Annotated in this window: 12 protein-coding genes; 8 read left to right on the forward strand and 4 right to left on the reverse strand. The window is 60.0% G+C overall.

The genetic code is table 11. The annotated features are described in order from the left end of the window. Positions 1 to 42: 42 nt before the first annotated feature. The 3 genes from ACONT6_RS00070 to dnaB all read left to right on the forward strand — a co-directional run bounded on the left by ACONT6_RS00070 (position 43) and on the right by dnaB (position 2,988). Positions 43 to 867 carry a hypothetical protein gene (locus ACONT6_RS00070; protein ID WP_255463504.1) on the forward strand — a complete coding sequence of 275 codons (825 nt, stop codon included), beginning with the start codon at positions 43 to 45 and terminating at the stop codon, positions 865 to 867. A gap of 34 nt (positions 868 to 901) precedes the next feature. After that, positions 902 to 1,348 (forward strand): 50S ribosomal protein L9, encoded by a 447-nt coding sequence (gene rplI / locus ACONT6_RS00075; protein ID WP_181254543.1) that lies wholly within the window; start codon positions 902 to 904, stop codon positions 1,346 to 1,348. Positions 1,349 to 1,542: 194 nt separating this feature from the next. Further along, positions 1,543 to 2,988 carry a replicative DNA helicase gene (gene dnaB, locus ACONT6_RS00080; RefSeq protein WP_428819873.1) on the forward strand — a complete coding sequence of 482 codons (1,446 nt, stop codon included), beginning with the start codon at positions 1,543 to 1,545 and terminating at the stop codon, positions 2,986 to 2,988. A gap of 362 nt (positions 2,989 to 3,350) precedes the next feature. Here the strand turns inward: dnaB and ACONT6_RS00085 are convergent, their stop codons facing one another. Continuing rightward, positions 3,351 to 3,842, reverse strand: coding sequence for a L,D-transpeptidase family protein (locus ACONT6_RS00085; RefSeq protein ID WP_078082676.1), 492 nt, complete (start codon positions 3,840 to 3,842; stop codon positions 3,351 to 3,353). 320 nt (positions 3,843 to 4,162) lie between these two features. On the opposite strand from ACONT6_RS00085, the gene bioD reads away from it, so the two are divergent. Beyond that, a complete protein-coding gene (gene bioD, locus ACONT6_RS00090) occupies positions 4,163 to 4,870 on the forward strand; it encodes a dethiobiotin synthase (RefSeq protein ID WP_428819874.1) in 708 nt (235 codons plus the stop codon). A 131-nt stretch (positions 4,871 to 5,001) separates the two neighbouring features. Here bioD and ACONT6_RS00095 read toward each other — a convergent pair whose 3' ends face one another. Then, positions 5,002 to 6,549 carry a S8 family serine peptidase gene (locus ACONT6_RS00095; protein ID WP_428819875.1) on the reverse strand — a complete coding sequence of 516 codons (1,548 nt, stop codon included), beginning with the start codon at positions 6,547 to 6,549 and terminating at the stop codon, positions 5,002 to 5,004. 30 nt (positions 6,550 to 6,579) lie between these two features. After that, entirely contained in the window at positions 6,580 to 7,161 is a 582-nt protein-coding gene (locus ACONT6_RS00100; protein WP_428819876.1) for a hypothetical protein, read from the reverse strand. A gap of 366 nt (positions 7,162 to 7,527) precedes the next feature. On the opposite strand from ACONT6_RS00100, the gene ACONT6_RS00105 reads away from it, so the two are divergent. The 3 genes from ACONT6_RS00105 to ACONT6_RS00115 all read left to right on the forward strand — a co-directional run bounded on the left by ACONT6_RS00105 (position 7,528) and on the right by ACONT6_RS00115 (position 10,301). Next, positions 7,528 to 9,309: an acyl-CoA dehydrogenase C-terminal domain-containing protein gene (locus ACONT6_RS00105; RefSeq protein ID WP_428819877.1), complete on the forward strand. Its 1,782-nt coding sequence runs from the start codon at positions 7,528 to 7,530 to the stop codon at positions 9,307 to 9,309. Positions 9,310 to 9,427: 118 nt separating this feature from the next. After that, the gene (locus tag ACONT6_RS00110; RefSeq protein WP_428819878.1) at positions 9,428 to 9,631 is read left to right on the forward strand and encodes a DUF3094 family protein; all 204 of its coding nucleotides are present in this window, start codon (positions 9,428 to 9,430) and stop codon (positions 9,629 to 9,631) included. 1 nt (position 9,632) lies between these two features. Beyond that, a complete protein-coding gene (locus ACONT6_RS00115) occupies positions 9,633 to 10,301 on the forward strand; it encodes a nitroreductase family protein (RefSeq protein WP_428819879.1) in 669 nt (222 codons plus the stop codon). 21 nt (positions 10,302 to 10,322) lie between these two features. Here the strand turns inward: ACONT6_RS00115 and ACONT6_RS00120 are convergent, their stop codons facing one another. Beyond that, positions 10,323 to 10,781 (reverse strand): EVE domain-containing protein, encoded by a 459-nt coding sequence (locus tag ACONT6_RS00120; RefSeq protein ID WP_428819880.1) that lies wholly within the window; start codon positions 10,779 to 10,781, stop codon positions 10,323 to 10,325. Between the two features lie 132 nt (positions 10,782 to 10,913). On the opposite strand from ACONT6_RS00120, the gene ACONT6_RS00125 reads away from it, so the two are divergent. Further along, complete coding sequence (locus tag ACONT6_RS00125; protein ID WP_428819881.1) at positions 10,914 to 12,002, forward strand: sensor histidine kinase; 1,089 nt, start codon at positions 10,914 to 10,916, stop codon at positions 12,000 to 12,002. The last annotated feature ends 12 nt before the right edge of the window (positions 12,003 to 12,014 follow it).

Raw genomic sequence — 12,014 nt, forward strand, 5'->3', positions numbered from 1 at the left:
TAAAAGAGAAGCTATCTAGTGCGCGCTATCGCTGAATTTGCCATGCGATCGCGCGTACGCGCGGTGATCCTCACCCTGGTGGGAATCCCGCTGATCAGCCCCGCGGTGCTTGCACTGGTGGGGTTGCGCCGCGGCAGTGGCGACGGCCTGTTTGTTCTGGCCTGGGCGTTGCTGCCGGTGGTTGCCGCCGCTGGTGCGGGGTACATGTCCCCGCTGATGGCCGGTATGGCAATCACCCACTTTGTGGGGGTGCTGGCCGGTGCGCTGGTTCTGCGTGCTACTCGCGCCTGGAGCTGGGCTCTGGTGGCGCTGACCGTTGCGACCAGTGTGGGCATTTTGGTGTCCTCACAAGTCACCGGTGGTGTGCTGGACAACCTGATCCAGGCGGTCAACGAGGCCGCCGGTGGGGCGTCCACCCCGGAGGCACAGCAGCTGAGCAAGGCATTTGCCAGCGAGGCGCAGGCCACCGGATACCTCACCTGGGTGTCGGTGATCAGCGCTACCCTGGCCCTGGTACTGGGGCGCTGGTGGCAGGCGCTGTTGTACAACCCGGGCGGCTTCCGGGAAGAGATGCACGCACTGCGCATGCCTCTGCCTGTTGCCGCCGCAGGAATGCTGCTGTGGATATACTGCCTTGTCAGTGAACACTTTGTGTTCTGGGGCGCGGTAGCTGCCTTCCCCATCATGGTGGCGGGTATCTGCCTGATCCACTGGCTGGTGGCCCGCAAGGGCTGGGGGCGCGGTCCGTTGATTGCCATGTATGTAATGCTGGTGATCGCCGCGCTGCCGCTGGCAGGGTTCCTGTGTGGACTGGCCCTGATAGATAGCTGGATTGATATTCGCGCGCGCTCGAGCGACAAACGCTGAGCGGCGCACAAGAACTGAAACTGAGGGTTCCGAGATGGAAGTTATTCTGCTCGACAAAGTAGGCAAACTGGGCAACGTGGGCGACCGCGTTGAAGTAAAAGCCGGTTTCGGCCGCAACTTCCTGCTGCCTACCGGTAAAGCCGTACTGGCAAACGCAGCGAACGTCGCTGAGTTCGAAGCCAAGCGCGCTGAGCTGGAAGCAGCTGCCGCTGCAAAAGTAAGCGAAGCCGAAGGCCGCGCTGCCCAGCTGGAAGGTGTCGTGGTTACCATCGCTGCCAATGCTGGCGACGAAGGTAAGCTGTTCGGCTCCATCGGCACTCGCGACATCGCCGAAGCGATCACCGCTGCTGGCGTTGCTGTTGAAAAAGCCGAAGTGAAACTGCCGGAAGGTGCACTGCGCGAAGTGGGCGAGTACGACGTAGACGTACAGCTGCACGCCGACGTGATCACCGCTGTGAAGGTTGTTGTAGAAGCCGAGTAAGCTTCTGCCGCTATCTGCACGCCTAGCGCGCTCAGTTTGGAACGCTTTTACCCGTTCCAGCCCGAGCCGCGCTACAATCAGGCGCTGGATTTTCCCTGTGGGCCATAGGTCCACGGTGGGAAGCCAGCGCCTGACTTGTTTCTGAGTCCGGTAAATCGTTTCTGCGCCCGGAAAACCAGTAGCTACTCCACAACATGAACGAATACGTCCCGCCAGAAGAAGATACCCAGGAGTCCCAGTCCAGTTCGCCGCTGCCCCACTCGGTGGAGGCAGAACAGTCGGTGCTGGGTGGCCTGATGCTCGATGCCAGCCGCCTGGATGCGGTGGCCGAGCAGTTGAGTGCGGAAGATTTCTTCGTCGCCAGCCACCGGATTATCTTTGGTGTGATGCTGGAGCTGTCCGGCGGTGAGCAGCCGCTGGATATCGTGACCCTCGCCGAGGGGCTCGCCAATCGCGACCTGCTGGCGGATGTCGGTGGCCCCGCCCATCTGGCGGAACTGGCCGAAAACACCCCGTCCGCGGCCAACATCGTGGCCTACGCCAAGATCGTCCGCGAGCGCTCCATGTTGCGCCAGCTGATCGCTGCCGCCGGTGAAATCAGCCGTACTAGCTTCAACCCTGGCGGCCTGGGTTCCGCCGACCTGCTGCAGATGGCGGAGCGCCGCGTAGCAGAGATCGCCGAAGGCCGCGCCAAAGAGGGCGGTTTTGTCGGCGTGGATACGCTGCTGAAGAAAACCGTCGAGCGCATTGACGAGCTGTTTAAATCCGAGGGCGATCTCACCGGGCTCAGCACCGGTCTCACCGAGCTGGATCAGCGTACCTCCGGCTGGCAGCCGGGCGAGATGATCATTCTTGCCGCCCGTCCCTCCATGGGTAAAACCGCACTGGCTCTGAACTTTGTGGAAGCGGCCATGCTCAGCCAGGAAAAGCCCACCCTGGTATTCAGTATGGAGATGCCGTCCGACAGTCTGGTGATGCGGATGTTGTCGTCTATCGGCAAGATCGACCAGGGCCGTATCCGTAACGGCAAGCTGCAGGAAGAGGACTGGCCCAAGCTGTCCAGCGCGGTGCAGAAGATGAAGGGCAAGGGGCTGTATATCGACGACACCCCGGGCCTGTCACCTTCTGAGGTGCGCGCGCGAGTGAAGCGCACGGTGCGCGACCATACCAACAAGCTGATGCAGGCGGATCCGAAACTGAGCCGGGAAGAAGCGGAGCGCCGCGCGATGCCGGCGATGGTAATGGTGGATTACCTGCAGTTGATGCAGGTGAAGGGCAGCACCGAGGGGCGTACCCAGGAAATTTCCGAGATCTCGCGCTCTCTGAAGGCGCTGGCGAAAGAATACGAGTGCCCGGTGATTGCGTTGTCGCAGTTGAACCGGGGGGTGGAGCAGCGCCCGAACAAGCGGCCGATGAACTCGGACCTGCGGGAATCCGGTGCGATCGAGCAGGATGCGGATGTGATCCTGTTTATCTACCGCGACGAGTATTACAACGAGGACAGCCCGGATAAGGGCTTGGCAGAATTGATTATCGGCAAGCAGCGTAACGGTGAGATCGGCACCTGCCGCGCGGCGTTTGTGGGCAAGTACACGCGGTTCGATGACCTGGCGCCGGAGTACTATCAGGAAGAGCACTAACTTGTTGCTCAGGGGGGGGCTCTAAGCGTAGGGGATCGAAGAGAAGGTGGCGATGCCGGGTGGAGGTTTGCGAGACCTTCTAAAACAGGGATGTTTTAGAAGAGCCCCCAGGGATGGGTTCACGGCGTGTCTCGTAAACCTCCACCCGGTAGCGTCACCGCCGCTGAATTGAGTTCGGAGCTTTTGGTGGTGAGGTTGTAGCAGGGTCGGTGGCGGCCAAGCACCGGGTGCAGGTTTTCAGGACCGCTGTGAACCCATCCCTGGGCGCTGCGGCGCAAACTTCCTGTTTGCGACGCTCCTGAAAACCTGCACCCGGCACTTGGCCTTCGATTCTGACTTCTTCGTGTAACCGGCCAGAGGGATTACGGAAAAATCTCAATCGGTGTACCGGTATCCACCATCGCCCAGATCTCATCCATCTGCGGGTTGGTTACGGCGATACAGCCATCGGTCCAGTTCATACGGGTCAGGTACTCTTCGATGCCTTTCCAGTGCGGCTTCTGGCCGTGGATCATGATCGCGCCGCCCGGGCTGCGGCCCAGTTTTTTCGCCCGTGCGCGGTCAGTCGCGTTCGGGTAGGAAACCTGAATGGCGCGATAGTAAGTGCTGTTCTTCTTTTTCCAGTTCAGGGTGTAGCGGCCTTCCGGCGTGCGCGAGTCACCCTCGTACTGTTTGTGGCCCACCGGGTTTTTGCCGAACACCACCTTGTAGCTTTTCACAACCTTACCGTTGCGTTTCAGCTGCATCAGGTGCTTGGATTTATACACCACGACCTCATCCACTGGTTTGATCTTGGCGAAAACCAGGGTCGGCGTCAGGAGAAGGGCAATCAGGCTGAGTTTTAAATATCGCATGGCTCTCATCGGTAGTTGTGACATTCCGGGGCTAAACAGTCAGCTTCCGTGCTCTCGCACTTCCGACTGCGGCCGTCAAAGCGGCACGCAATCTGGTTGCGCGTTGCGACTAAGTAACGCAATAGCGTTATGACAGCGCTGTCCTTCGCTGTCGCCCCGAACCAGGTTCGGGGCATTTGTTAGGCAATTATCCTAACCCGAACCGCTTTATGGCGAAGTGGGTTGTATGATTAATGCTCTGAGTGGTCAATTTATCACCAAGTAGGCCACGTTTAAAGAGGCGTCAAATAAAAAAGACCGAACATACCGAGGAAGATTCCGTGACCAGTACGTTTTTTGTGACCGGTACCAACACCGAAGTCGGTAAAACCTACATCACCGCAGCACTGCTCGAAGCGGCGCGTGCGCGCGGGCTGCAGACGGCGGCGGTGAAGCCGGTGGCGTCCGGCTGCGAGTCGACGCCGGAGGGCCTGCGCAACAGTGATGCGCTGACCTTGATGGAAGCGATGACCCAGGAGCTGGAATACCAGCAGGTCAACCCCGTGGCCCTGGAGCCGGCGGTGGCGCCGCATATTGCGGCGATGGAAGCGGGCAAGCGGCTCGATCCCTCCCGTCTTGTCGGTATCTGTCGCGGCGTGATGAGTGGCAAGGCGGATCTGGTGCTGATTGAGGGCGCCGGTGGCTGGCGTGTACCGCTGGCGCCGCGCATGTTCCTCTCGGACTTGCCGAAGGAGCTGGAGCTGCCGGTGATACTGGTGGTGAATATGGAGCTTGGCTGTATCAATCATGCTCTGCTCACCGCGGAAGCGATCCATCGCGATGGCCTGCCGCTGGCGGGTTGGGTGGCGAACTTTGCCCGAGGGCCGATGGAAGACATGCCGCGCGCGGAGCAGAACCTGATGACCCTGAACGCACTGCTGCCTGCGCCCTGTCTGGGCGTGGTGCCCTACGATGAACAGGGCGATTACCGCAATGGCGCGGTGCATCTGGATCTCGCCCCGTTGTTGCCGGCCAGTGGCGAAAACTGAGTTTCTCACAAACAAAAAAGGCAGCCTGAAAAGGCTGCCAGAATCGCGCCGTCCGTGGCGCTGGTTATGGAGATTCGGTGTGGCCCCTTAAACCACTCACGGTTTTACACTCTAAACACAGTCTGCAGGGCTCAGTGCGCGCTGCCGTCGCCGCCACGCAGGATGTTGTTCGGCGATTTACAGCCGTTGGCCGCCAGGTAGTCGAAGGCCGCCTTGGTCTGCACCAGGCCCCAGCCGGTGTTGTAGTCGTAACCCGGTTCACCCAGGTCGGCTGCGGAAGCACGCAGGGCCAGGCGGATGTCGTTGGCGCTGCACTGCGGGAAGTGGCTCCACACTTTCGCGGCGATACCGGAAACGTGCGGGGTGGCCATGGAGGTGCCTGACTTGTAGTCGTAGTCCGCCATTGGCTCGATGGAGATGGTGGCCTCCATATCCATTTCCAGTGCTTCACCGTCTTCCTGGCTGAGGGAGACCGCAACCAGATCGCTGGTGGTGCCCAGGTCGCCGCCGAAGATGCCCGGTGCGTTGTTGTAAACGATGGCACCGATGCCGCCACCTGCTTCACAGTTGGCAACTTTGTCACCGAAGCTGATCGCGCCGCGCTCAATTACGCAGATCTTGCCACTCGCGTCTTCGCAGGCGCTATCGCCGATGCCGCAATTTGCCAGCGGAGCGCTGACCGTGCCAATGGTGCCGCCTACCATGGGAATGGACTCAAACGAGGCGCCGTTTTGGGAAACTGCGCCCACGCCGGTTTCGCCGGTGCCGCGGGGCACGGTGGACAGGGTGCTCACGCCGGGAGCGGCGATTTCCACCTGCGCAGTGCGCTGGGAGAAGGACGCATGGTTATTGCCTCCGTCCACGGCCGCCACGGACATTACCGCGTCGTAGGAAGCGGGGTAGGAGTGCCATGCGACGCCGTCGTTACCGGCCGCGGCGATCATCAGCACGCCGTCGCGCGCTGCCTGATTGATGGCGCGCTCTTCAATCGGGTTTTCCAGTGCGCCACCGAGGCTCATGGAAATCACGTTGGCACCGGCGTCGGCACAGTCGCTGATCGCACCCGCCAGGCTGGAGGCGTAGGCAAAGCCACCTTCGTCGTCAAAGACGCGCACGATGTGCAGCTGGATATTGCCGTCATCGTTGACGCCGACAACGCCCTCGCCGTTACCGCCCAGCGCGGCGATGGTGCCGGCAACATGGGTGCCGTGGCCATTGCCATCCTGATTCCAGGGGCCAGCCAGGCCGTCTTCTTCGCCTGTTACCGCCGATGCGGGCAGGTCCGGGTGGCCGTAGTCGTAACCGGAGTCGATGATGCACACCTTGGTGCCGCCAGCGTAGTTGAGCTGGTCGGCCTGGGTCTGGGCAATACCGAAGGGTGAGATCTCACCCATGCTGCCGGTGTCGAGCATCTCGCGTGGGGTATCTGCATAAATACCGATGATGCCGGAGACATCCTTCATGGCGACGAACTGTTCTTTGGTCATCTCCAGCGCCAGGCTGTCGAAGCGCTTCAGTTCGCGGTGCACGGTAATGCCGCGGCCTTCCAGTGCAGTTTTGACCGCGTCGCCCTGTCCCGGCTTGTATTCCAGAACCATGCGCATGGTGTCGGCCGCGAGGGTGGGAGCGCTCATGGCGGCAGTGATGGCTGCTGCGAGCAGCGTGTTCTGTAATTTCATGAATTCACCTTTTTATTCTTTTGCGGGCGATCAGCCGTTTTCTTCGTCGTTTTTATCGTTTTTCGTGGAAGGGCATTCCTGGGTTTGCACGTTGCCGCTCAGCGCGCCGCGATTGGCATAGCTGGAGAATGGGCCGGTATCGACACTGATGCTGGCCATGCCATTGATGCGGTAGGACGCATTGACACCCTCACCCCAGTCGACCAGACAGGCGACACCGGTGCCCTCGCCGGGCAGTTGCGGGTTGGTGGAGTCGTATTCGAAGGCCACCTCGAATTCACCGGGGCCGCACCTCTGGTCACAGGCCAGCGCTGCGTCCCCGCTAAATTCAATACCTTCTCCACATAAACCCGCCTCCACCACGTTGGCGCGAAAACTAACCCCACCGTCGTTTTCCCAATCGATGGCGGTTTTATCCTGGAAGTTCACCTGTCCTTTAACCGGTTGTTCGTCACAGCGCTCGGCGTTGAAGGTCATGACTGCTTTGCCGGCGCCACCCATGGAATTCATGGTGCCGCCGCCGTTGACCTTGCCGTCCATCTTGACGCAGCCGGCAGTAGCCAGGGTGATGGCGAGTAGTGTGGTACTGGTTTTGAGAGCTGGAAGTCTCATTGCGATATGGCTCCTTTACGGATTTTTATTTTATAAATTCGTGAATGTGATCACGTTTGTCTGTCAACAGGCAGCCTTTCCGGATAAATCATTTGTGAGAAAGGTTGCAACTGTAACCAAATGACGCGCCATGACGGGCGCGCCTCAATAAAATTACCCGGGAGAACTGACTATTTGGTCATGGTCAAATTAACCAGTAGTTGTCCCATATATAACTTGACAGGCGCAGTTTTAACTTTTCCGGTAAGGCTGACTGGTCGCCGCGTTGACAAAATGGAAGCTTGACCCTAAATTCAAACAAATGTTTGAAACGGGTGATTGAATTACCCGCCAGATTGACCAGATTCAGAAAAATGAGGCGAGAAAATGGCTGAGTACAAGGCGCCGCTGCGCGAGATGAACTTCCTGCTGCACGAGGTTTTTGAGGCCGACAAGCTGTGGGCGCGTCTGCCGGCACTGGCAGAGACCGCCGACCGCGAAACCGCCGATGCCATTCTCGAAGAGATGGCCAAGCTGGCCGCGAATACCCTCGACCCGATCAACCGCACCGGCGATGAAGAGGGCTGCCACTGGAACGACGGCGTGGTGACCACCCCGAAAGGTTTCCCTGAAGCTTACGCCACCTACTGCGAAGGTGGTTGGGGTGCGCTGGTGGGCAACCCGGAATTCGGTGGCATGGGCATGCCGAAGATGCTGGGCGCCCAGGTAGAGGAAATGATCTGCTCCGCCAATATCTCCTTCGCCCTGTATCCGGTGCTGACTAACGGTGCCTGTCTGGCGATCGATGCGCACGCCAGCGAAGAGCTGAAGCAGAAGTACCTGCCGAACATGTATGCCGGCACCTGGGCCGGTGCCATGGACCTGACCGAACCGCACGCCGGCACCGATCTCGGCATTATCCGCACCAAGGCGGAGCCACAGGAAGACGGTAGCTACAGCATTACCGGTTCCAAGATCTTCATTACCGGCGGCGAGCACGACCTGTCGGAAAATATCATTCACCTGGTGCTGGCCAAGTTGCCGGATGCACCCAAGGGGCCGAAGGGGATCTCGCTGTTCCTGGTGCCCAAGATCATGGTCAATGAAGACGGCAGCCTGGGTGAGCGCAACGCCGTAAGCTGCGGCTCCATCGAGCACAAGATGGGTATCAAGGCCTCTTCCACCTGCGCGATGAATTTCGACGGCGCCAAGGGCTGGCTGGTGGGCGAGCTGAACAAGGGCCTCGCGGCCATGTTCACCATGATGAACTACGAGCGCCTGGGTGTGGGTATCCAGGGCCTCGGTGCTTCCGAGCGCTCTTACCAGAGCGCCATCGAATACGCCCGCGACCGCGTACAGAGTCGCTCTCCGGAAGGTGCCAAACTGCCGGAAAAAGCAGCCGACCCGATCATCGTGCACCCCGATGTACGCCGCATGCTGCTGACCCAGAAGGCACTGATTGGCGGCGGCCGTGCGCTGTCCACCTATGTGGCCAAGTGGCTCGACCTGGCCAAATTCGGCGAGGGAGAGGAGAAGAAACACGCGGAAGCACTGGTGGCGCTGTTGACCCCGGTAGCCAAGGCGTTCTTTACCGATAAAGGGCTCGAGTGCACCGTACTTGGCCAGCAAGTGTTCGGTGGTCACGGCTATATCCGCGAGTGGGGACAGGAGCAGCTGGTGCGCGACGTGCGCATCACCCAGATCTACGAGGGCACCAACGGTATCCAGGCGCTGGACCTGATCGGTCGCAAGACCGTCGCCAACGGCGGCGCCTTCTTCGATCTGTTCGCCGCCGATGTGCAGGCATTTATCGATGCCAACGGGGATAACGAAGCCCTGGCGGAATTCATCCAGCCGCTCGGCGCAGAGCTGCAGCGCCTGAAAGAGGTTACCGCGGCGGTTATTGAGGCGGCGAAAACCGACCCCAACGCACCGGGTGCGGCTTCCGTGGAATACCTGCACCTGTTCGGCTACGTGGCTTACGCCTACATGTGGGCCAAAGTGGTGAGCGTTGCGGCCCCGCAGGCCGGCGCGGACGACTTCTACCGCACCCAGGTCAAGACCGCGCGCTTCTTCTTCGCCCGCCTGCTGCCCCAGGCCACCGCGCTGGCCAACAGCGTGCTCGCCGGCAGCGAGACCCTGATGGATCTCGAAGAAGCGTTGTTCTAAGCCAACAAAGAACAGATGAATTGATCTGTCGATCAGCCCCGCTCCGCGGGGCTTTTTTCGTTGTGGGGATTCTTCTAGACTCGGAGCATCACAATAATAACCCTGAGGTCAGATCCTCATGTCTGAACAAGACTCCACAGTCCCGCCAAAAAAGCTTTCCGACGAAGACCAGGCCAAGGTCGATGCCTACCTGAAAAGCGGTTACAACGATGTCGAGCGTAAACCTTTCCGTCCGTTCCTGCTGCTCGGGGTGATACTGGTGGTGCTCACCGCACTGTCCCTGCTCAGCCTGGTAATTGCACGCACCAAGGGTGTCGTTTGATATGTCCCATGCTGAAGGTTTTACGCCGCTGAAATTTGAGCGGCTCGATGGCGACTCCATGACGGCGCGGGCCAGGGCGTTTTACCACCTGATGAAACAGCGCCGCTCGGTGCGGGATTTTTCCGCCGCACCGGTCCCCCGGGCTGTGATTGAGGACGCCGTGCGCACCGCCGGCAGCGCGCCCAGCGGCGCGAACATGCAGCCGTGGCACTTTTGCGTGGTGGAATCTGCGGCGCTAAAGCGGGAAATCCGGTTGGCGGCGGAGGCTGAAGAGCGGGAGTTCTATGAGCGGCGCGCCTCGGAAGAGTGGCTGGACGCCCTCGCGCCCCTGGGCACCGATGCGCAGAAGCCTTTCCTGGAAACCGCGCCCTACCTGATCGTGATCTTCCTGAAGAAGTTTTCCGAAGGGGAGCAGGGCGAGCAGCGCAAAAATTACTACACCGCCGAATCCGTGGGCATCGCCACCGGCATGTTGCTGGCCGCACTGCACAATGCGGGTGTGGCCACACTCACCCATACCCCGAGCCCGATGAAGTTTCTCAACAGCATCCTCGGGCGCCCTGCGAATGAGCGTCCTTACATGATCGTCGTGGCCGGCTTGCCGGCGGAGGGCGCCCGGGTTCCAGCAATTAGCAAAAAGCCGCTTGACCAGATCGCGGAATTTCTCTGAAGACCTGGGGCTGAATCGGGACTATTTTCCGAGTTGGACCAGTGCCTGCCACTGATCCGGGGTCACCGGCTGGATGGACAGGCGTCCCTGCTTTACCAGTACCATCTCCTCCAGCGCCGGGTCCTGCTTGATCTGTTTCAGCGGCACCGGGCGGGCGAATTCGCTCTGCCACTGGATATCCACGCAGAACCAGCGCGGTTTATCAGTGCTGGCTTTGATGTCGAAGTATTTGCTCTCCGGATCGAACTGCGCCGGATCGGGGTAGGCGGCCTTCACCACCCGGGCGGTGCCGACGATAGCGGGTACCTTGCAGGCGCTGTGGTAGAAGAGCACGCCGTCTCCCTCCTGTACCGCATCCCGCAGGAAATTGCGCGCCTGGTAGTTGCGGATACCGTCCCAGCGGCCGGTCTGGCCCGGTTCGTTCTTGAGATCCGCGAGGCTGTATTCGTCTGGTTCCGACTTGAATAGCCAGTAATTCATCCTGCACCTCATCCTCAGCCGCTTTCTGCGGCAGTCCGTCAGATTGTTGCGTTTGGTGGTATTTCGTCCACGGCCAACGTCATTTAGTCTATTTTCCCAGATTGGCGCACTTTCTGCGCATTTTGGAGATTTATGGGTACTTCTGTTTTCAATTGGCTGTCCGAATGGCTGGGTTCCGAGCGCAACCAGTACCGGGCGTTGCAGTGGAGTGGCTGGGCCGGCTATACGCTGCTGACGTTTATCGGCGGCTTTTTCTGGGTCGAGAACCACTGGCTGTACACCGGTTATATCGCCGTGGCCACCGCATCCGGTATCGCGATTTCCGAGGGTATGCGGCGCGGCTTCCAGCGCCTGTGGAACCAGCAGCCGGCGCAGCGTCTGCTGGGCTCGCTCGGTGTTATCGTTGTGGGTGCGGCACTGTGGGCGGCGATCAAGTTTGGCGGCTCCCTGTGGCTTTATGGGCGGGAGAGCGATGAGCACCCGGTGGTGCTGGCGGTATACTGGTTTTCCTATTCCTTCCTGATCTACATGACCTGGACGGCGCTTTACTACGGGATCAAGTACTATCAGGCATCCCTGCTGCAGCAGGAAAAAGCACTGAAGGCCGAGTCCATTGCGCACCAGTCACAGCTGAAGATGCTGCGCTACCAGCTCAATCCGCACTTCCTGTTCAACACCCTGAACGCCATCTCCACCCTGATCCTGGAGCAGGATGGCAAGACGGCGAACAGCATGGTGACCCGCCTGTCCCAGTTCCTGCGCCATTCCCTGGATAACGATCCGATGCAGAAGGTGACCCTGGCGAAAGAGGTCGAGGCGCTGATGCTGTACCTGGATATCGAGAAGGTGCGCTTCGCCGATCGCCTGCAGGTGAGTGTGGATCTCGACGGCGATGCGCCCGAAGCCCTGGTTCCCAGCCTGTTGCTGCAACCAATCGTCGAGAACGCCATCAAATACGGTATCTCCCAGCGCGAGTGGGGTGGTCAGATCACCATCAAGGCGCGGGTGTTTGCGGGTGAGTTGTTACTTGAAATCAGCGACAACGGTCCCGGTGTTCCGGAGGCGGAATTGGTGCAGCTGGGCAGAGGCAGCGGCGTGGGTATCCGCAATACCTGCGAGCGCCTGCAGGCACTATATGGTGTCGAGCAGAAGACCCGCTTTTGCAATCGCCCGGAAGGCGGTCTGGCGGTACATCTGCGGATTCCGTTTGAACGGGACTGATAGCAGCGACAC

It is taken from the genome of Microbulbifer sp. MCCC 1A16149 (assembly GCF_050368945.1).
Lineage (GTDB): Bacteria > Pseudomonadota > Gammaproteobacteria > Pseudomonadales > Cellvibrionaceae > Microbulbifer.

Coding starts and splice junctions, on each gene's coding strand:
- ACONT6_RS00070 (WP_255463504.1), top strand. CDS start 43: ATGCGATCGCGCGTACGCGCGGTGATCCTCACCCTGGTGGGAATCCCG.
- rplI (WP_181254543.1), top strand. CDS start 902: ATGGAAGTTATTCTGCTCGACAAAGTAGGCAAACTGGGCAACGTGGGC.
- dnaB (WP_428819873.1), top strand. CDS start 1,543: ATGAACGAATACGTCCCGCCAGAAGAAGATACCCAGGAGTCCCAGTCC.
- ACONT6_RS00085 (WP_078082676.1), bottom strand. CDS start 3,842: ATGCGATATTTAAAACTCAGCCTGATTGCCCTTCTCCTGACGCCGACC.
- ACONT6_RS00095 (WP_428819875.1), bottom strand. CDS start 6,549: ATGAAATTACAGAACACGCTGCTCGCAGCAGCCATCACTGCCGCCATG.
- ACONT6_RS00100 (WP_428819876.1), bottom strand. CDS start 7,161: ATGAGACTTCCAGCTCTCAAAACCAGTACCACACTACTCGCCATCACC.
- ACONT6_RS00105 (WP_428819877.1), top strand. CDS start 7,528: ATGGCTGAGTACAAGGCGCCGCTGCGCGAGATGAACTTCCTGCTGCAC.
- ACONT6_RS00110 (WP_428819878.1), top strand. CDS start 9,428: ATGTCTGAACAAGACTCCACAGTCCCGCCAAAAAAGCTTTCCGACGAA.
- ACONT6_RS00115 (WP_428819879.1), top strand. CDS start 9,633: ATGTCCCATGCTGAAGGTTTTACGCCGCTGAAATTTGAGCGGCTCGAT.
- ACONT6_RS00120 (WP_428819880.1), bottom strand. CDS start 10,781: ATGAATTACTGGCTATTCAAGTCGGAACCAGACGAATACAGCCTCGCG.
- ACONT6_RS00125 (WP_428819881.1), top strand. CDS start 10,914: ATGGGTACTTCTGTTTTCAATTGGCTGTCCGAATGGCTGGGTTCCGAG.